The organism is Algibacter marinivivus, from assembly GCF_003143755.1.
GTDB classification, from domain to species: Bacteria; Bacteroidota; Bacteroidia; order Flavobacteriales; family Flavobacteriaceae; genus Algibacter_B; species Algibacter_B marinivivus.
Genome location: NZ_QFRI01000001.1, coordinates 166,815 through 185,875, shown reverse-complemented (window position 1 = coordinate 185,875; position 19,061 = coordinate 166,815). Strand labels below are relative to the sequence as shown.

Here is a 19,061-nt window from a genome sequence, read left to right as displayed (position 1 = left end):
AAGAATATTTTCTAATCAATAATCATCCCGCCTTCTAATGGGTTAAATTCATCACTATCTAAAATCAATTTAAATGATTGAGCCGATTTTGATTTGATGTTAGAAACTTTACTACTTGAATTTTCAATATCTGCAAGAGCTAATGCTAGCATAGGTTCATTTTCATTACCCAAAATACCATAATTAAGTGGCGCTTCTTGATATTCAAAACCAAATGTAGGTGGTATACCAGAACCAGGAACAGCTTCATCATTTTTATTAATTCCATTAGCAATTAAAGGTAGCATTGCGTATGTATGGCTTGGATTGGCGCCTTCTCTTGAAAAGTTAGGGGCACCTGAATCATAAACTATTCTGGATGCTTGTGTTTTTCCTGTTGTATTGGTTCCTATTTGTATAACTTCAATATATGGTGATAAACCATTTATTAGTCCTTCGCTAGCAGAAGCAGATCGTTCAGTAGTTAGCACATATATTTTACTTAGGCCTAAACTATTAATTGTACTTCCATTATCTAATTTATCAGTAAAATTAAAATCTGTATTGTTACTTTGTAAAGTGCTATTGTAAATAAGTTTTTCAAAAGTCTGTCCAGTAAACTGTCCAGTTATCATACTAGCTAGAAAAGCTGTTGTGCTTACAGAGCCTCCTGGATTGTACCTTAAATCTAATACTAAATGTTGTACATTATTAGATTTGAATTCACCAAATACAGGATTTAATATGGTTTCAGAATTGCGATTAAATCCATTGTACATTAAATAGCCAACATTTTCTCCTCCTACATTAAAAACCTCGGTTTTAAAAACTGGGTTTTCAGAATATTGAACTTTACTTAAAGATACATCCATATTAATAGGGTCTATGGTATCGTCAGTAGTATCTATTGTGTCTTTATCATTATAAACTCCAAGATTTAATGTGTAAGTATCTTGATTTAATAATTCATTTATATTATCATTAGTGAGTATATTGTTATCAATACGATAAAAGATATCTCCTCTTTTTAAACCCGCAATATCTGCTGGACTACCAGGTAAAACTAAACGTATAACTCCGATACCATTAGTAGTGCTATTTGGAGATAAAAAAATGCTGTATTCCATACCATTGGTAATGAAATTACCTTGTAAAGCTTGCTCTAAAGCAATGTAGTTTTCAAAAATTCTACTAAATCGATCAATGCTTTGTGGTTCAAAACGCAAGGTTTCAAATAAATCTGTTGGAGTAGAAAAGCTATTTAAGTAAGAAGCATATTCGGCATTATTTGAAAAACGATCATCAGATAAATCTGAAACATCATCTTTGTATAGGTATATAAAATTCATGCCTTTCCATACAAAATCATTTATTTCGCTTGCTGTAACACCAATATCATCATTGTCTTCAAAGCAACTAGTTAAAAATAGGGTAGTAATTATTAGTACTAGAACGTTTAACTTTCTCATTTATCAATTTTTAGCAATTTTATACAAGTAGTCTGTAAAACCCTAAATTTACTTACATTATTGTGTAATAAAAAATAAACGCTTGAAATTTCGTTGAATGTAAGCTTAGGTTTTTGCAAATTAGCTTTATTGAAAGTGATTTGCTGATATTTAACTGATTTCCCCGCGTAAGGGATTGAAGTGGATAGCTTTTGGCGAGGCGAGCATCGAGCCAAAACTTGTAACGGAAAGCCCGACCCGAGAGGGTTACGCCCAAATTTTTATTTTTTTTGATATGTTGTGTAACAAATTAAATAGATGGTCGTCGTAATATTAAATAGCCGTAACTAAGCTGTTTTTAACCATACTAATACAACCGAGAAATGACTCAGAAAGAGTTTTTAAATATTGTAATGCCTTTTAAGGATAAAGTATTTCGTTTAGCGAAACGATTGCTAGTGTCTACGGAAGAGGCTGAGGATGCTACGCAAGAAGTGTTGTTGAAATTATGGAATAACAAGAAGAAAATTGCGGAGTATAGAAATGTAGAGGCTTTTTCGATGACGATGACAAAGAATTACTGTTTTGATAAGTTAAAATCTAAACAAGCACAGAATTTAAAAATTGTGCATAGTAATTACGAGGAGAAAAACACACCATTGCAAAAGCAAGTTGAATTAAATGATAGTGTGAGTTGGGTAGCAAAAATTATTGAAGATTTACCTGAACAGCAAAAAATGATAATTCAATTACGAGATATAGAAGAATATGATTTTGATGAGATTGCAAAAATGCTGGAAATGAATAATACAGCAGTTAGAGTAGCCTTATCTAGAGCAAGAAAAACAATAAGAGAGAAATTAACTAATACACATAATTATGGTATTAAATAATATAGAAAAATTACTAGAAAAGTACGAAAACGGAGAAACAAGCCTTAAAGAGGAGCAAGTGTTGAAAAACTATTTTACAAGCGACACAGTGGCACCACATTTAGAAATGTATAAACCTATGTTTGCGTATTTTTTGGGAAACCAACAAGAACAATTTACTAAAGACGTTCCATTAAAAACTAAGACGATTTTTAATTACAAATGGATTTCTGTCGCAGCTGTAGCGGTTCTTATGTTAGGTTTCTATTTTGGAACTTCATTTGGTAATACTGATTTAGGTACTTATGAAGATCCACAATTAGCTTTTAATGAGTTTTCGAAATCTATGGAAATGATTTCCACAAAATTCAACAAAGGCGCATCAACAGTTAGCTATCTTAATGAAGTGAATAAAGGCACTTCTACCTTAGGGTATCTTAACGAAATTGAAAACACAACAAGTATAATTTTTAAAAACTAACATGTGCTGAACTTGTTTCAGTATCAATTAAAAAACAATGAAAAATTCAAATAATTTAAACACAAGAACAATGAAAAATAAATTAATAGTACTAGTAATGGCCATTATGTTATTACCATTAACGGGAATGGCTCAAAAGAATATTTTTGAAAAGTATAGTGAGAACCCAGATGTAACTTACGTTTCTATTAAGCCAAAAATGTTTCAAATGATTGCCAAAATGGGAATTAATGTTGAAGATGCAGAAGCTAAGGCTTATATGGATATGGTAAAGAGCATCACAAGTTTTAAAACTATTGTTACAGATAATTCATCAATTTCTAGTGATATCTCTAAATGGGTAAAATCTCGTTCTGGAGGCTTAGAAGAATTAATGGAAGTTAAGGATGATGGTACTGAGGTGAAGTTTTATGTAAAAGAAGGTAAAGATGCCGACCATGTTAAAGAACTTTTAATCTATGTAAATGGTATAGATAAAGTGATGGACGATAAGATTGAAATTAATGGAAAAGAGCGTAAAATTGAAACTGTTGTAGTATCTATGACTGGAGATATAGACCTTAATGAAATTTCTAAGCTTACTGATAAAATGAATATCCCTGGTGGTAAACATTTAGAAAAAGGTAACTAAAATTTAAAAATCAATCAATGCAACGAGCAATCAAATATTTAGCATATACATTATTTACCGCAGTTATTTTAACTAGCTGCGGAAATAATACTAGCTTACAAAGTTATTATGTAGACAATCAAGAAGCTAAAAACTTTATATCCCAAGATTTACCATTATCAATGATTGAAATTGATAAATCTAATTTTACTGAAGCACAAATAGAAGCTTATGAATCTGTGGATAAATTAAATTTTTTAGGATATAAATCTAGTGAAACAGATACTGATGCTTATAAAGCTGAAATAGCAAAAGTAAAAACCATTTTAAGCGATAGTAAGTATAATGATTTAATGGAATTTAGTGATAAAGGCAACAAAATTTCAGTGAAGTATATTGGCGATGATGAAGCGGCAGATGAGGTGATTGTATTTGGAAGCGCTAAAGATATGGGCTTTGGAATTGTTAGAATTTTGGGTGATGATATGAACCCTGAAAAAATGGTTACTCTAATTAATGCATTGCAAAATGCAAATGTTGAAGAAGGACAAATAGAAGATATTATGAACTTCTTTAAATAATAAATAGTAATTATGTTAATGTTAAAAAGGCTTCCAATTTGGAAGCCTTTTTTTATTTAGAATTATTTTCTTCTTGTTTTATTTCTTCTGACTTAAACTTGGAATAAAACATGTTTATTAAAACTGTAAAAAACACAATTGTTAGTATTGTTAAAACCACAAAATTATCTAGAACATCTAGAATTCCAAAAACAAAAATACCAGCAACCATAAGTCCGGTAAGTGCCAAGGATTGTTTGTCGTTTAACATAAGCTTAAATTAGATTCCTGTATAATTACTAGGTGTAATACGCTTTAATTCTTCTTTTATTGTGTTAGAGACATCTAAGGTATCAATAAAATTAGAAATAGAATCTTGATTTATTTTTGCATTGGTTCTGGTCAACCCTTTTAAAGCTTCATAAGGGTTTGGGTACCCTTCTCTTCGCAATATGGTTTGAATAGCTTCTGCTACAACTGCCCAATTGTTTTCTAAATCTTCAGCAAACTTAGATTCGTTTAATAATAATTTATTTAAACCTTTTAAAGTAGATTTAAAACCAATAAGAGTATGACCAAAAGGGACACCAACATTTCTTAAAACAGTACTATCTGTTAAATCGCGTTGTAATCTAGAAACTGGTAATTTTGCCGAAAGGTGCTCGAAAATAGCATTTGCAATACCTAAGTTTCCTTCAGAGTTTTCAAAATCTATAGGGTTTACTTTATGTGGCATTGCAGAACTTCCAACTTCACCAGCTTTGATTTTTTGTTTGAAATAATCCATAGAAACATATGTCCAAATATCTCTATCTAAATCAAGAATAATAGTGTTTATACGTTTTAAAGTATCAAACAAAGCGGCCATATGATCGTAATGTTCAATCTGTGTTGTTGGAAACGAATGTTGTAAACCTAGTTTTTCTTGCACAAATTGACTACCAAAAGCTTTCCAGTCAATATCTGGATAAGCCACAAAGTGTGCATTAAAGTTTCCTGTTGCACCGCCAAATTTAGCCGCACTTGGGATATCATTTAGTAAATTGAATTGCTCTTCTAAACGCACTACAAAAACTTCAATTTCTTTACCAAGTCGAGTAGGAGATGCTGGTTGTCCATGTGTTCTGGCCAACATAGAAATTGTTGCCCAGTCTTTAGATAATGCTTTAAGTTTATCTAAAACAATAAAATATTCAGGAACATAAACATCATTCATAGCGTCCTTTATACTTAAAGGAATTGCTGTATTGTTAATGTCTTGAGAGGTAAGTCCAAAATGAATAAACTCTTTATATTCAGATAAACCTAAAGTATCAAATTGCTCTTTAATAAAGTATTCAACTGCTTTTACATCATGATTTGTAACACTTTCAATCTTTTTTATAGCTGTTGCATCTTCAGCTGAAAAGTCTTTGTAGATGGCTCTTAAACTATCAAAAACACCAGAATCAATAGATTTTAGTTGAGGTAATGGAATTTCACAAAGTGCAATAAAATATTCTATTTCAACTAAAACACGGTATTTTATTAATGCTTCTTCAGAAAAATAAGGAGCCAATTCATTGACTTTATTTCTGTAGCGACCATCGATAGGAGAGATGGCATTTAATGCTGATAATGACATAATTTTGGTTTGATTTTTTGAAGTTGCAAAGATAGGTTTTTAAGACCGAAGAAGGAAGTATGACCCTTGAAGTTTTTTTAGTTTTTAGGTGATGCTTTTTTGATTTTTTTTAAAATATGACGAGCTCTAGCTTTAAAAGCAGCAGTTTGTTTAGAGAAATCGTCCTCTAAAATACGAGCCAATTCAGGATAAACCCAATCGTAATCCTTTCCAAGTAAAAAGAGAACACTCATAGAGTAAGCTTTTGGAGCTACCTTTTCATCATTTATCATATAATCAAAACAGTTTTCTATAATACGTTCTTTATGAGTTTCTGTTAAAGCAGTCTTGATATTGTTGTCTTCTTTACTAGTGTATGCTTTTGCCAGAAATTCACATATTTTGGCAACTGGACGAACAGCAGAATCTAAATGAACTTTGTGCATATTTTCAGTAAACTTGTTTAAATAAGGGATTATAGTGTTTATATCATCATTGCACATAAACTCAAAAACCCAAGCTGCGCGTGGAGAAATTTTATCATCTACTTTAAATAAAATATTTAGTAGTTTAGGAACTAACTTTGGATTGTTTTGCATCATATGTGCATAAAACAATCGTTTTTCTCTCGAATGGTTTACATAATTTAATTCGTTATAGAGTTGTTCTGTAGTCAAAAGGTTTTCTTATTTTTAAAATCTAAAATTATCCTGATGAAAATACTAAAAAAAATAGGATTACTCTTTTTGATAGCATTTGTAATTGCCCAATTTTTTGGTCCTGATAGGAATGAAGGCGATTTTGCTTCAATTGAAGCTTTTATGAACGAAACAAATCCTCCAGAAAATGTAAAAATCATTTTGAAAGAAACCTGTTTTGATTGCCATAGTGATGTTACTAGATATCCCTGGTATTCAAATATTACACCGGTTAATTATTGGATGGAAGATCATGTAAAACATGGGAAAGGGCATTTTAACGTGTCAAAATGGGAAGGGAATTCAATTAAACGAAAAGATCATAAGTTTGAGGAACTTATAGAAATGATTGAAGCTAAAGAGATGCCGTTAAATTCTTATACTTGGATGCATCGCGATGCTAAATTATCAGATGATGAAATAAAAGCTGTTGTAGATTGGGCAAAATTAGTACGCTTAAAATATAGTATAGCACCCAAACCAGAGTAGTTTTTTAAGAATCTAAATATTTTATGCGAAAGCATCTGTTAATTATTGGTTTTGTATGGCCAGAGCCAAAAAGCTCTGCTGCTGGCAGTAGAATGATGCAATTAATTAAAGCCTTCCAATTAGAAGAATACCAAATAATATTTGCAAGCCCATGCGCAAAAAGTGATAATGCTTTTAATTTGGAAAGTATTGGAGTTAAACAGGTTTCCATAAAGTTAAATGACTCTTCTTTTGATGATTTCATAAAAAACATAAATCCTAATATCGTTTTGTTTGACCGTTTTATGATGGAAGAGCAATTTGGTTGGCGTGTTGTAGAACAATGTCCTGATACATTAAGAATTTTAGATACTGAAGATTTACATAGTTTGCGAAAAAGCAGACATCAAGCTTTTAAAGACAATGTTGCTTTTGATGAATCTTACTTGTTCAATGATATAGCAAAGCGAGAAATAGCTAGTATCTATAGATGCGATTTGAGTTTGATTATTTCTGAAGCTGAGATGGAAATTCTTAAAAATCAGTTTAAAGTTGATGAATCTTTGTTGTTGTACTTGCCTTTTATGCTGAAGCCTATTGCTGAAGAAGAAATAAAAATGCTTCCAAAGTTTGAAGAAAGAAATCACTTTGTAACAATAGGGAACTTTTTACATAAACCTAATTACAACGCTGTTTTGTATTTAAAAGAAACCATTTGGCCATTAATTAGAAAGCAACTACCAAAAGCTGAATTAAATATTTATGGCGCTTATGCTTCACAAAAAGTAAATCAACTGCATAATAAAAGTCAAGGATTTTTAATTAAAGGTTATGCTGAAGATGCTAATGAAGTCTTACAGAAATCAAAAGTGTGTTTAGCACCTATTAGATTTGGAGCAGGTTTAAAAGGAAAGTTAGTTGATGCTATGCAAAATGGAACACCATGTGTTACAACGACTATTGGAGCTGAAGGTATGTATGGTAGCTTAGAACCAAACGGATGTATTGAAGATGACCCTAAAGTGTTTGTAGATAATGCTGTTAGCTTATTTCAAAATGAAGATTTATGGAGAAGTAAGCAACAAAACGGATTCCAAATTATAAATAAACGTTTTAATCAAGAAAATCTTGAATTACGTTTTTTAAAAGCAGTTGAACAATCCATTAAAAACCTAAAAGAAAACAGATTTAAAAATTTTACTGGACAAATGATACAACATCAATCTATGCAAAGCACTAAATATATGAGTAAGTGGATTGAGGAGAAAAATAAAAGTTAACTAATTAATGTAATCATCTTTTTTACTCCTACAGTTGCAGTTTCAGCAATTACAGTTAAATTTTCTTTATTATCTATGCTTGGTTTTGGATCAATAAAATAAGTTGGTGTGTTTTGCGGAACATAATTTTTCAAGCCTGCAGCAGGATAAACCTGCATTGATGTTCCAATAATAACTAATATATCTGCAGTTTCACATATTTTAATAGCCTTTTCAATCATTGTTACATCTTCACCAAACCAAACAATGTGTGGACGAAGTTGATGACCTTTTTTGCATAAATCGCCTATAACTAAATCCGTTTTCCATTCTTTGATGTCATTTTCGTCAAAACTACTGCGCACTTTTAATAATTCGCCATGTAAATGAATCACATTACTACTACCTGCTCTTTCATGTAAATCGTCTACATTTTGGGTAACAATAGTTACTTTAAAGTTATTTTCTAATTCGGTTAAATCAAAATGCGCTTGATTAGGTTCAACTTCAAATAATTGCCGTCTGCGCTGGTTGTAAAAATCTAAAACCAATTCAGGATTAACAGCAAAACCTTCAGGAGTTGCTACTTCCATAACATCGTGTCCTTCCCATAATCCATCTGCATCTCTAAATGTTTTAATACCGCTTTCGGCACTTATGCCTGCTCCTGTTAGTATAACAATATGTTTCATAGTATAAAGATAAAAACTTTCTTAATTTTGAAGAATGATAGACTTAAAACTTCTAGACCATTTAGAAACCTATTTAACTGATAACCGTAAACAACGTTTTGAAGCTGTTTTATCTCAACGCACCAAACATTTTAGTATAGCTACTGAAGATGTGTATCAATTACATAACACAAGTGCTGTTATAAGAAGCTGTGACGTTTTTGGTATTCAAGAAGTAAATATTGTAGAAGAAAGAAACTCTAAACGTATAGATAGGGAAATTGCTATGGGTGCTCAAAAATGGGTGGATTTAAATAGGTATCATTCAGTTGATGATTGTATATCAGATTTAAAACAAAAAGGCTATCAAATAGTTGCTACAACGCCACACACTGATGATTGCGAATTACATGATTTTGATGTCACTAAAAAATCATGTTTTTTCTTTGGAAGAGAAACCGAAGGTTTATCTAAAGAAGTTTTAGATAACGCAGACAGTTTTTTAAAAATACCGATGGTTGGATTTACTGAGAGTTTAAATATTTCGGTTTCTGCTGCTATTATTTTACAGCATGTTACTACCAAATTGAAGCAAACAGATGTTCATTGGCAATTATCTAAAGAAGAAATATTAGAAAAAAGAATCGATTGGTGTAAAAAAACAATTAAAAGTTATGATGAAATTGTTGAGCGCTTCTATAAAAGAAATGATTAAATTTTTCTGCTTCGTCCTCTACTTAATAACTTATATTCTTCATAACATTCGCTAATGGCATCCAGTATCTGAAGGTCGTTAGCGGTTTGAATAAAACCTTTGGAGTAATTACACTGACTTACAATTTCATCTAAATCAACGCGCTCTACTTGTAAGAGTACGGTGAGCATTTCACGATCAAAACGAGAAGCCAAAAGGTTTCTAATTTCATCATCTTGCTTCATCTTTTTGAGCTTACGTAACTCGTTAGGTTTTTTACCAAACATACGATGCAAGAAATCTGCAGGATTAAAAATAGAACCTATAACTTTAGTTAAACCAGATTTTTTACTAGCCTCGTAACCTGTACCCTGAAGCCCAGAAATACTGTAACGGTAGTTGGTGTTTATATCTGGAACCTGTTTAATATCAACCTCTAAATAGCCTGTTAACTTTAATTGATTTACAACAACTTCTTCAAGTGCTAAAGCCAATTCAGTAAGCTCAATGTCAGAACTTCCAAATTTCAACCAGTCATTTGTAACTCTTACTTTAATAGATTTAAATCCTAAATAGGAAAAGTGAAGGGTATCATTAACTTTCGCTGAAATTTGAAATTCTCCTTTTTTATTGGTTGTAGTACCTATAACTTGATTTAGGTTTACAATATTTACATTTTCTAAAGCACTTTTATCTGAAGAGTTTAAGATAACACCTAATACCTTATCAGCTTCTTGCGCAAAACAAAAAGTTGAAATAAGTAAAAATGTAAAAAGTAATAGGTTATGCTTCATAATAATGATTAACGCTAATTTAGTCGTAAAAGTACTAAAGATAATACAGATTAGAAATTAATGTGTTTAAATTTGACTTAATATTAACGCTTATAAATTAGAGCCAATTCATTTTTCGTACTTTTATCTATTAAGCTTATATGAAAAAGATATTAAAAAAATACCTTACACTGATTATTTTTATCAGTACAATAAATGGTTTCTCTCAAAATGAAGCTGCAAATTGGTATTTTGGAAATAAGTCTGCAATTAATTTTTTGAATGATACCCCTATTGTGCTTTCAAATAGCTCAATGAATACGGTTGAGGCTTGTTCAAGTATTTCAGATTCTACAGGTAATCTTTTGTTTTATTCAAATGGTGTTAATGTATGGGATAAAAATCATAGCATTATGCCAAATGGGGGAGGGTTATTAGGTTTTGAATCTACCTCGCAAACTGTTATTGTACCTAAGCCAAAAAATGAAAAATTCTATTATATTTTTACAATTGATGATTTAAGTAGAGACAACGGTTTAAATTATTCTGAGATTAACATAGATTTGAATGGCGGCAATGGAGATGTAACAGATTTAAAAAACGTTCAAATTTCTACAAAGGATATGGCTGAACAAATATCCGTTGTAAAACATGCTGACGGAACATCCTATTGGGTTGTAGTAAGAGAGGTAAATACTAATAATTTTTTGGCATACGAGATAAATGAAGATGGAGTATCTGAGTCCTCAATTATATCTTCACTTGGAGCTGTTTTATCAAACAATTGGGGATACATGAAAATTTCTCCTGATGGAAAAAAAATGGCCTTAATTGGTTATACGGGAAGTAATGAAAATGCAACTGGTGTTGTGTTTTTGTATGATTTTAATATTAATAATGGCACTCTAACCAATTTTGTTAAGTTGTATGAGTTTTCAAATGAAAGCCCTTATGGTATAGAGTTTTCGCCAGATGGTAGCAAGTTATATGCTTCTGCAACTAGAACTCTCACAGATTCTAGAGTCTATCAATTCAATTTAGATGTATCTGATGATGAAATTTCAGAGTCAATTGAAATAGTTTACCAAGGAACAGATGGTGTTTTTGCATTACAATTGGCAATCGATGAGAAAATATATTTGGCTAATTTCAATAGAAATTATTTAGATGTAATTAACAGACCTAATTTTATAGGCTCTGATTGTGATTATGAATCCAGAGGAATAAATCTTTTAGATGGAGACAGTAAATATGGTTTGCCAACATTAGTTCAATCGTATTTAAAACCGATAATTGATGTTGAAAATTTTTGTTTAGGGAGTGAAACAGTTTTTAATTTTAGTTCAAATTCTAATATAGCTTCTGTAAATTGGGATTTTGGAGATGGTAATACTGATTCAAGAATTAATACAACTCATACTTATAATCAAGAGGGTAAATATGAAGTAAATGCAATTATTACCTCGTCAAATGGAGAGGTTAAAGAAATAACAAAAGAAATAGAAATATTTAGTTTACCGAATGCTAGTATTACAAATGATGTTGTTATATGTTCAAGTGAGTCTTATAATATAGGTAATAAAAGTGCTATTATTTTAAATGGTCAGCTTCCTGAAAATTTTAAAATTTCTTATTTTGAAAACATAGAGAATCTTGAAAATCATATTAAAGAATTACCTTTAATAGAAACCTTTTATGTAGAAAATAAAACTATTTATGCAAAAGTATACAATGCATTAAATCGAAACTGTTATGTAATTTCAGAATTTGAGATAATTACTGATTTTAAACCACTTATTCAGGCTAATGATTATTTTGTTTGTTATGAGAATTTTAATGAATCTAATTTTTTGAATCTTGAAGACTTAGATATTAAAGTTGATGGATCTCAGTCAAACTCAAGCGTTATGATTAATTATTATAATTCGCTAGAAGATGCGGAAAATAAGGAGAATAGTATACAAGCAAATATTGAGGTTTCTGAAATTTCTAAAACCATTTATGCAAGAGTAGAAAATGCTGATAATCCTCTGTGTTTTGAAGTAGCTCCCATAAACATTCAAGCTACTTTTAAACCAAAACCAATAAATATTAGTGATTTTATATTGTGTGATGATGGATTGAATGACGGAAAAACGTTTTTTGATTTAAAATCAAAGGATAATGAAATTATTAATAATCAGTCAGGGAACTATAATGTTACATACCATCTGTCATTAGAAGAAGCTAACAAAGGAATTAATAATTTACCTTATAGCTATGAAAACATAGATAATCCAGAACGAATATATTCGCGTATTGAGAATATAAACGATAACGACTGTTATTCTACAAATAGTTTTTTAATCAGAGTTCTCAATACACCTTTTTTTAATATTGAAGAAACTCAATATATATGTGAAGGTGAAACCTTAAATTTAGATGTGCCAAATAATTTTGATAGTTACCTTTGGTCTACTGGAGAAATTACAAACTCAATTACCATAGATAAACCAGGTAAATATTTTGTAACAGCTACTCTAAATTATAATTTATCATTAATAAATACCTGTGATTACACAAAAGAAATAAATGTTTTAGATTCTGGAACTGCAAGTATTGAGGATATTGTAATAAAAGATTGGTCTGAAAATAATTCACTTTTGGTAAAAGTTAATGGGAATGGTAATTATGAGTTTTCTTTAAACAATATTAGTTTTCAAGAAACTGCTTTTTTTGAAAACTTAGAAGCGGGTGATTATACTTTATACATTAGAGATAGAAATGGATGTGGAACCCATCAAGAACAAGTTTTAATTTTAAGTTATCCAAAATATTTTACTCCTAATCAAGATGGTTATAATGACAGTTGGCACATAAATTCTGAGTTGTTAGGTTTAGGATTAAAAATTTCAATTTTTAATCGATATGGTAAATTAGTTAAAGAATTAAATTCGTTATCTCAAGGATGGGATGGAACTTTTAATGGCAATCCTATGCCAGAATCAGATTATTGGTTTAAAGTCTTTGTTCGAGAGAGACAGAAAACCTATTATGGACATTTTTCATTAAAAAGATAAAAAAAAATCCTGAAAAATTAATTTCAGGATTTTTTATATTATTTCTTTTCAATCTATCGTCTAGAGCGTCTAGGTCTAGAACTTCCAAAATCACTAGAATCAGAACGTCTAGGTTTAGAACCACCTTCGTTTCTGCGTCTGTCACTTCGGTTTCCAGAACTTTCTTTTCTATCACTGCGTCTTCCGCTACCACGTCTATCGTCACGTCTTTTTCCACCATCGCGTCTTCCGCCGCCACCGCGTCTGTCTCCACGTCTTCCACCGCCACCACGGTTTTCAGATACTTCAACGTTTACAAAACGGCCTTCATGTTTAAAGTCGGTAAAATGTGCTAATACTTTCTCTTTAAGTTCGTTTTCAGTATTAAAAAATGAGAAGCTGTCTTTAGTTTCCACTTTAAAAACATCATCTCTACCAAGTCCTAGTTGCTCTTTCAAGAAGTCTTTTAACTTCATCCAATCAAAACCATCTTTACCACCAACATTAATAAAGTAACGTGTAGATTTACCACCCCTACTTCTACCTTCACTACTATCATAAGAACCTTCTGCAACATTTAGGTTTTTAGATTTGTTGTAGTAATTATAAAAACGTGTAAACTCTACCGAGAAGAATTTTTTAATCAATTCATCTTTATCTGTATCAGCAAATAACTCGTTTATGTTAGCTAAATGCTTATCAATTTCATGGTTAATCTCAGTGTTGTGAATTTTATTAGCCAAAGACATCAATTGCACTTCGCAAATATCAGCACCATCAGGAATTTCTTTTTTATCAAATTGACGTTTAATAATGCGCTCAATACTTTTAATCTTACGCACTTCACTTTTAGAAACAATCACCATTGAAATCCCGTTTTTACCAGCACGTCCAGTTCTACCAGAACGGTGTGTGTAGGTTTCAATTTCATCAGGTAATTGGTAATTTATTACGTGTGTAATATCATCAACATCAATACCACGTGCAGCAACATCAGTAGCTACCAACATTTGAATTTGTTTGTTTCTAAACGATTTCATCACAATATCACGCTGATTCTGACTCAAATCTCCATGTAAAGCCCCAGCGCTATATCCATCTTCAATCAGTTTTTCAGCAACCTTTTGTGTATCACGTTTCGTTCTACAAAAAATAACCGAAAATATATCAGGATTAGCATCACTTAAACGTTTCAATGCTTGGTATCTATCTCTAGCATTTACTAAATAATATTCATGCGATACATTACTTGTACTCTCATTTTTATTTCCAACAGTAATTTCCTGTGGGTTGTGCATAAAGTTTTTAGCAATTCTAGATACTTCTCTAGGCATTGTAGCCGAAAACAACCAGGTGTTTTTATCCTCTGGTGTGTGCGATAAAATATCAGTAATATCCTCTTTAAAGCCCATGTTTAACATCTCATCAGCCTCATCTAAAACCGAATATTGGATTTTAGAAATATCAACCAAACGTCTGTTAATCATATCTTTCATACGTCCAGGAGTCGCCACAATTATTTGTGCGCCACGTTTAATCTCACGCGCTTGGTCTGTAATACTAGAACCGCCGTATACCGCCACTACATTAAGGCCTTTACAATATTTACCATACAATTTCATCTCGTTGGTAATCTGTAAACAAAGCTCTCTGGTAGGCGATAAAATTAAACCCTGCGTGGTTCTGCTAGCCACATCAATTTTCTCTAACATCGGGAAACCAAATGCGGCAGTTTTACCCGTACCCGTTTGGGCCAAAGCCACTAAATCGGTTTCAGATTCTAATAAAATTGGGATTGCTTTTTGTTGTACTTCACTAGGTTTTTCAAACCCTAAATCTGTAATTGCTTGTAATAGGTCGTCATTAAGACCTAAATCTTGGAATGTGCTCATTCTTGTTTAATGTATGCGATTTTGTTATGTGGTGTTACATAAAGAAGCGCATCGACATACTAAACTTAAACTTCCAGTAACACATCCTCACCCTGAGGAGTAAACTCATCTTGAGTTTCAAGCGGCGAAGATACATTAATTATTTGTCATTCAGAGCGAAGCGAAGAATCTATTAAATTGAAGTAATAAATAAGTGTTATTTGGGCGTTACCACAAGGGTCGGGCTTTCCGTTACAAGTCCTCGCTTCTGCGCTAAGGCGCAAAAGCTGTGGGCTATTCACTTCAATCCCTAACGCGGGTTTGTTTGCTGGATTATTGGGTTTAGAATGGAATTTGGTTTGCTTTGGGAAAGGTTTGTTTAATGAATTTGATTATTACTAGTTCTTGAAGAGGGTTATGTCTTGTCAGCTTAAACTTTTTGAATTATTTTTGAAATCTTTTTTATTTGTGATGAATCGTTATTTTGTGTTGATTCAATGTTCCATTTTTTAAAATTAAAGTTTTTTCCATAAAATTCAAATTCAAATCGGTTCCTTCAAAATTAATTTCTTTGGATTCTTTGACCAAAATCCTTAAGAAAGTAAACATAATTTGAGAATAATTATTCATCTCTTGTAAAGTATAGACTGTTCTGGGTATTGATTTCATATTGCCACCTATTCCAGGAGTTAATATGTCTTTTTTAAAGTCTACACTATATGAAAGCATAGCAATATGTAAAAAGTTACCATGAATCGACCTCGATAATTCTTTGTATAAGAAATCCATTAAAGATTCTATAGCATTATAAAATTCTTTCCCTTTTCTTTTTATTAGTAGTTTTCTGATAATATTTTTTGTTTCCTTTTGTTTTGGACTGAATGGTACTTTTTCTTTTTTTATTTGCTGTAGTTTATGATATTTTTTAAAAAAATCATTGTCACAAATAATAGATAAAGCAATATTAATTTGCTCAAATTGAACTCTCATAATTGATTGTGACTGTAAGTGCCAGCCAGATAAAAATAATTTTTTTAGAACAATAGCATTATTAGCAACAGAGGTAACAAAAAATTGTAAATGATTAATGTTGACTGGTAGCGTTTTTTGATACTTAATAAGGTGGTAAGAGAGACAAGAATATTTAAAAATTGTGTTATCTAAGACTGATATTAATTTTGGATATTCTTTTAAATGTTCATTGATATTTTCATTTTCTAAAATCTCAAATTGTTTAATAGAATCATCAATTAAATATAAATCATCATCCTTCATACATTTTTGAATTTTATTTTAAAACGAGACAAAAGCTAAGCATATAAAGAAATTCTTTAATGTTTTATATTTCATATAAGACGAAAGTAGCTGAAAATTTTTATAAAGTCAAGTTTTGACCAAAACATAAATCATGAGGTTTCTCATTTACAGAAATGACACCAAGTATTCAAACTCACTTCCTCAAATTCCCAATACGTTCCAAAAGTGTAGGATGCGAATAATGCATAAACACATAAGCAGGGTGCGGTGTTAAATTACTCAAACTATTTTTAGAAAGCTTTTTTAGGGAGGTAATAAGTGGTTCACCTTTATAAGTGTTTTTAGCATAATCGTCTGCTTGGTATTCAAACTTCCTAGAAAACACATTCATAATCAAGCCTGTAATTTCAGAGATAGGCGAGTAGAGGAGTCCAAAAGCAATTAACCCAATATGAAAACTAGGGATTTCAACACCTAAAGCTTGCGATAATAAAGGGTTTGAAATAAACAACGATAAAATATAAAGCGTCAACCCTGTTAACAGAATAGAAGCAAACAAATTAAAAATGATATGCTTCTTTTTGTAATGCCCAACTTCGTGTGCCAGAACAGCAACAATTTCTTCATCTTCTAAATCGTTAATTAAGGTGTCATAAAGCGTTACACGTTTTTCACTTCCAAAACCAGAAAAATAGGCATTGGCTTTGGTGCTTCGTTTGGAGCCATCAATTACAAAAATCTTATCTAATTTAAAGCCAACAGTTTTGGCATACGCGGAAATTTTATCACGCAATGTCCCTTCCTCTAAAGGCGTTTGTTTGTTAAAAAGCGGCACAATAAGCTTAGAATAAAACATATTCATAAACAACGTAAAAACAGCTACTAAAGCCCAAGCGTATAACCAAAAGTGTTTTCCTGTAGCTTGATAAAACCAAATAATGAGCGCTAAAATACCGCAGCCAATAATAGCCATCATCAACCAACCTTTAATTTTATCTAAAAAGAAAGTTTTTACAGTGGTTTTATTAAACCCGAATTTTTCTTCAATAACAAAGGTGCTGTAATAAGAAAATGGTGTGGTTAAAATATCGCTGCCAATCATAATAATTCCAAAGAAAATAAGCGCTACAATAATTGGGTTTTCACTATAATCTCGAGCTATGTTATCAACAAACTCAAAACCATCAAACCATAAAAACCCTAAAGTCAAAAGGATGGAAAACGTTGAGGTTAGCAATCCAAATTTATAATTCGTAGCCTTATAGCTTTGCGATTTTTTGTATTCAGCATCATCATAAACATCTTGTAATTCTTCAGGAAGTGTATCATTAAAATGCTTTGCGTTTAACGCGTCAAGCACTTTATCAACTATAAAATTGATAACAATAATGGCGATGATGATGTAAAATAGGGTAGTTGAATTCATGTTATATATTTGAGAGGCTAAATTAAACTATTCTGTCACACTGAGCGTAGTCGAAGTGCATGATAATTCCGTTTTTTAATGTGTTTCGACTGCGCTCAACATGACACAGTTAAAGCTTTTGAATATGGTAGTTTTTAAATTTAGATTATGTAAAGCTAATTCGATGTGCTTATTTACCTCTATATTTATAATGAGTTGCATTTCTGCACTCAGCCAATATTTGAAGCATATCAAAATCCCCATCAATTAAGGCTTTTTTCTTTGCACGTGTCCATCTTTTTATTTTCTTTTCAAAATATATGGCTTGCAATACATCATTAAAAGTTTCGTAAAACTTAACTTCTATTGGTCTTCGCTTATAAGTGTAACAATCTCTATATTTTCCGTAGGTATGTTCTTTAATTCGTTTATCTAAGTCATTGGTTATTCCCGTGTAATAAGAATTATCAGAACATTTTAAGATATAGACGTAATAGAAATACATGTTTATAGTCTATTTAAATCCTCTCTGCCTCTTAGCCTCAAAAATAAGAATTCCAGCAGCAACCGAAACATTCATAGAATCTATTTCGCCCTGCATAGGAATAATAATATTTTGGGTCGAGTTTTCTAACCACGCATCACTTAAACCAGTAGCTTCAGTACCAACAACAATAGCTGTTGGTTTGGTAAAATCTTGCGTATGATAATCAACAGAAGCTTGCAACGCTGCACAATAAATTTCAATGCTTATTGATTTCAAAAAATCAATAATTTCAGAAGTGCTTCCAGTAGCAATTTGATTGGTAAACACACAGCCTACACTAGAACGAATAATATTAGGGTTGTATAAATCCGTTTTCGGATTAGCTATAACTACAGCATCCACATTTGCAGCATCAGCGGTTCTTAAAATAGCACCAATATTTCCAGGTTTTTCTGGAGCTTCAGCAACTAGAATCAATGGGTTTTTATTTTCAAAAACCAAATCACCTAAACTATTTGTTTTTGATTTTGCAACGGCTAAAACACCTTCAGTGGTATCGCGGTAAGCTAATTTTTGATACACTTCTTTTGAAATCTCAATACAGTTTAATTGGGTTTCGTCCCGATAACTATCGGGAGCGCTCAACCTAACATTTACAGTTAAATCGTTTAATTGTTCTTCTGAGAATAAATCAGGATAAAATAAAACGGTCACTAATTCATAACCGCCTTTTAAAGCTAACGAAACTTCTCGAACACCTTCAATTAAAAAAGAGCCTGTTTTTTTACGTTCTCGCGACTTGTCTTTTAATTGAACAAGTTGTCGAATAAATGGGTTGTTTGCGCTTGAAATTAATTTTGTAGTCAATTATTTACTAGGTTTGAATT

19 protein-coding genes are annotated in these 19,061 nt (G+C 31.3%); 8 read left to right on the top strand and 11 right to left on the bottom strand.

Annotation, left to right across the window (positions count from 1 at the left end; translation table 11 throughout):
• Positions 1 to 11: 11 nt before the first annotated feature.
• A complete protein-coding gene (locus DIS18_RS00905; RefSeq protein WP_109351168.1) occupies positions 12 to 1,448 on the bottom strand; it encodes a S41 family peptidase in 1,437 nt (478 codons plus the stop codon).
• Between the two features lie 362 nt (positions 1,449 to 1,810).
• On the opposite strand from DIS18_RS00905, the gene DIS18_RS00900 reads away from it, so the two are divergent.
• The 4 genes from DIS18_RS00900 (at position 1,811) to DIS18_RS00885 (ending at position 3,971) form a co-directional block, all read left to right on the top strand.
• Positions 1,811 to 2,320, top strand: a complete 510-nt coding sequence (locus DIS18_RS00900) for an RNA polymerase sigma factor (RefSeq protein WP_109351167.1) — start codon at positions 1,811 to 1,813, stop codon at positions 2,318 to 2,320.
• Positions 2,307 to 2,780, top strand: coding sequence for a hypothetical protein (locus DIS18_RS00895; protein WP_109351166.1), 474 nt, complete (start codon positions 2,307 to 2,309; stop codon positions 2,778 to 2,780). The genes DIS18_RS00900 and DIS18_RS00895 overlap by 14 nt, the downstream gene beginning before the upstream one ends.
• Before the next feature lie 70 nt (positions 2,781 to 2,850).
• Positions 2,851 to 3,411, top strand: coding sequence for a DUF4252 domain-containing protein (locus DIS18_RS00890; RefSeq protein ID WP_109352542.1), 561 nt, complete (start codon positions 2,851 to 2,853; stop codon positions 3,409 to 3,411).
• A gap of 17 nt (positions 3,412 to 3,428) precedes the next feature.
• Entirely contained in the window at positions 3,429 to 3,971 is a 543-nt protein-coding gene (locus tag DIS18_RS00885; RefSeq protein WP_109351165.1) for a DUF4252 domain-containing protein, read from the top strand.
• 52 nt (positions 3,972 to 4,023) lie between these two features.
• Here the strand turns inward: DIS18_RS00885 and DIS18_RS00880 are convergent, their stop codons facing one another.
• The 3 genes from DIS18_RS00880 to DIS18_RS00870 form a co-directional block, all read right to left on the bottom strand.
• The gene (locus DIS18_RS00880; protein WP_109351164.1) at positions 4,024 to 4,221 is read right to left on the bottom strand and encodes an FXYD domain-containing ion transport regulator; all 198 of its coding nucleotides are present in this window, start codon (positions 4,219 to 4,221) and stop codon (positions 4,024 to 4,026) included.
• Between the two features lie 9 nt (positions 4,222 to 4,230).
• Positions 4,231 to 5,574: an adenylosuccinate lyase gene (gene purB / locus DIS18_RS00875; protein ID WP_109351163.1), complete on the bottom strand. Its 1,344-nt coding sequence runs from the start codon at positions 5,572 to 5,574 to the stop codon at positions 4,231 to 4,233.
• Positions 5,575 to 5,651: 77 nt separating this feature from the next.
• Complete coding sequence (locus DIS18_RS00870) at positions 5,652 to 6,230, bottom strand: adenylosuccinate lyase (RefSeq protein ID WP_109351162.1); 579 nt, start codon at positions 6,228 to 6,230, stop codon at positions 5,652 to 5,654.
• 36 nt (positions 6,231 to 6,266) lie between these two features.
• Here DIS18_RS00870 and DIS18_RS00865 point away from each other — a divergent pair, with 36 nt between their 5' ends.
• Together DIS18_RS00865 and DIS18_RS00860 are read left to right on the top strand one after the other, a co-directional pair.
• The gene (locus DIS18_RS00865) at positions 6,267 to 6,740 is read left to right on the top strand and encodes a heme-binding domain-containing protein (protein WP_109351161.1); all 474 of its coding nucleotides are present in this window, start codon (positions 6,267 to 6,269) and stop codon (positions 6,738 to 6,740) included.
• A 23-nt stretch (positions 6,741 to 6,763) separates the two neighbouring features.
• Positions 6,764 to 7,999, top strand: a complete 1,236-nt coding sequence (locus DIS18_RS00860) for a glycosyltransferase (protein ID WP_109351160.1) — start codon at positions 6,764 to 6,766, stop codon at positions 7,997 to 7,999.
• Here the strand turns inward: DIS18_RS00860 and DIS18_RS00855 are convergent.
• Entirely contained in the window at positions 7,996 to 8,670 is a 675-nt protein-coding gene (locus DIS18_RS00855; protein ID WP_109351159.1) for an SIR2 family NAD-dependent protein deacylase, read from the bottom strand. The genes DIS18_RS00860 and DIS18_RS00855 overlap by 4 nt on opposite strands.
• A gap of 34 nt (positions 8,671 to 8,704) precedes the next feature.
• Between DIS18_RS00855 and DIS18_RS00850 the strand changes: the two genes are divergently transcribed.
• Positions 8,705 to 9,364, top strand: a complete 660-nt coding sequence (locus DIS18_RS00850) for a TrmH family RNA methyltransferase (RefSeq protein WP_109351158.1) — start codon at positions 8,705 to 8,707, stop codon at positions 9,362 to 9,364.
• Here DIS18_RS00850 and DIS18_RS00845 read toward each other — a convergent pair.
• Entirely contained in the window at positions 9,361 to 10,137 is a 777-nt protein-coding gene (locus tag DIS18_RS00845) for a carboxypeptidase-like regulatory domain-containing protein (RefSeq protein ID WP_109351157.1), read from the bottom strand. The genes DIS18_RS00850 and DIS18_RS00845 overlap by 4 nt on opposite strands.
• 140 nt (positions 10,138 to 10,277) lie before the next feature.
• Between DIS18_RS00845 and DIS18_RS00840 the strand changes: the two genes are divergently transcribed.
• Positions 10,278 to 13,175: a T9SS type B sorting domain-containing protein gene (locus DIS18_RS00840; protein ID WP_109351156.1), complete on the top strand. Its 2,898-nt coding sequence runs from the start codon at positions 10,278 to 10,280 to the stop codon at positions 13,173 to 13,175.
• Between the two features lie 53 nt (positions 13,176 to 13,228).
• On the opposite strand, the gene DIS18_RS00835 is transcribed toward DIS18_RS00840, so the two are convergent.
• The 5 genes from DIS18_RS00835 to DIS18_RS00815 all read right to left on the bottom strand — a co-directional run bounded on the left by DIS18_RS00835 (position 13,229) and on the right by DIS18_RS00815 (position 19,041).
• Complete coding sequence (locus DIS18_RS00835; protein WP_109351155.1) at positions 13,229 to 15,046, bottom strand: DEAD/DEAH box helicase; 1,818 nt, start codon at positions 15,044 to 15,046, stop codon at positions 13,229 to 13,231.
• A 441-nt stretch (positions 15,047 to 15,487) separates the two neighbouring features.
• Positions 15,488 to 16,300: a hypothetical protein gene (locus DIS18_RS00830; protein ID WP_109351154.1), complete on the bottom strand. Its 813-nt coding sequence runs from the start codon at positions 16,298 to 16,300 to the stop codon at positions 15,488 to 15,490.
• A gap of 175 nt (positions 16,301 to 16,475) precedes the next feature.
• Positions 16,476 to 17,708 carry a M48 family metallopeptidase gene (locus DIS18_RS00825; RefSeq protein ID WP_109351153.1) on the bottom strand — a complete coding sequence of 411 codons (1,233 nt, stop codon included), beginning with the start codon at positions 17,706 to 17,708 and terminating at the stop codon, positions 16,476 to 16,478.
• Between the two features lie 169 nt (positions 17,709 to 17,877).
• Entirely contained in the window at positions 17,878 to 18,192 is a 315-nt protein-coding gene (locus DIS18_RS00820; RefSeq protein WP_109351152.1) for a GIY-YIG nuclease family protein, read from the bottom strand.
• 9 nt (positions 18,193 to 18,201) lie between these two features.
• Positions 18,202 to 19,041 carry a TrmH family RNA methyltransferase gene (locus DIS18_RS00815; protein ID WP_109351151.1) on the bottom strand — a complete coding sequence of 280 codons (840 nt, stop codon included), beginning with the start codon at positions 19,039 to 19,041 and terminating at the stop codon, positions 18,202 to 18,204.
• Positions 19,042 to 19,061: the final 20 nt, after the last annotated feature.

Bases quoted from the DNA above. Each gene is read 5' to 3' on its own strand.
- DIS18_RS00905 (WP_109351168.1), bottom strand. From the start codon at position 1,448: ATGAGAAAGTTAAACGTTCTAGTACTAATAATTACTACCCTATTTTTA.
- DIS18_RS00900 (WP_109351167.1), top strand. From the start codon at position 1,811: ATGACTCAGAAAGAGTTTTTAAATATTGTAATGCCTTTTAAGGATAAA.
- DIS18_RS00895 (WP_109351166.1), top strand. From the start codon at position 2,307: ATGGTATTAAATAATATAGAAAAATTACTAGAAAAGTACGAAAACGGA.
- DIS18_RS00890 (WP_109352542.1), top strand. From the start codon at position 2,851: ATGAAAAATAAATTAATAGTACTAGTAATGGCCATTATGTTATTACCA.
- DIS18_RS00885 (WP_109351165.1), top strand. From the start codon at position 3,429: ATGCAACGAGCAATCAAATATTTAGCATATACATTATTTACCGCAGTT.
- DIS18_RS00880 (WP_109351164.1), bottom strand. From the start codon at position 4,221: ATGTTAAACGACAAACAATCCTTGGCACTTACCGGACTTATGGTTGCT.
- purB (WP_109351163.1), bottom strand. From the start codon at position 5,574: ATGTCATTATCAGCATTAAATGCCATCTCTCCTATCGATGGTCGCTAC.
- DIS18_RS00865 (WP_109351161.1), top strand. From the start codon at position 6,267: ATGAAAATACTAAAAAAAATAGGATTACTCTTTTTGATAGCATTTGTA.
- DIS18_RS00860 (WP_109351160.1), top strand. From the start codon at position 6,764: ATGCGAAAGCATCTGTTAATTATTGGTTTTGTATGGCCAGAGCCAAAA.
- DIS18_RS00855 (WP_109351159.1), bottom strand. From the start codon at position 8,670: ATGAAACATATTGTTATACTAACAGGAGCAGGCATAAGTGCCGAAAGC.
- DIS18_RS00850 (WP_109351158.1), top strand. From the start codon at position 8,705: ATGATAGACTTAAAACTTCTAGACCATTTAGAAACCTATTTAACTGAT.
- DIS18_RS00845 (WP_109351157.1), bottom strand. From the start codon at position 10,137: ATGAAGCATAACCTATTACTTTTTACATTTTTACTTATTTCAACTTTT.
- DIS18_RS00840 (WP_109351156.1), top strand. From the start codon at position 10,278: ATGAAAAAGATATTAAAAAAATACCTTACACTGATTATTTTTATCAGT.
- DIS18_RS00835 (WP_109351155.1), bottom strand. From the start codon at position 15,046: ATGAGCACATTCCAAGATTTAGGTCTTAATGACGACCTATTACAAGCA.
- DIS18_RS00830 (WP_109351154.1), bottom strand. From the start codon at position 16,300: ATGAAGGATGATGATTTATATTTAATTGATGATTCTATTAAACAATTT.
- DIS18_RS00825 (WP_109351153.1), bottom strand. From the start codon at position 17,708: ATGAATTCAACTACCCTATTTTACATCATCATCGCCATTATTGTTATC.
- DIS18_RS00820 (WP_109351152.1), bottom strand. From the start codon at position 18,192: ATGTATTTCTATTACGTCTATATCTTAAAATGTTCTGATAATTCTTAT.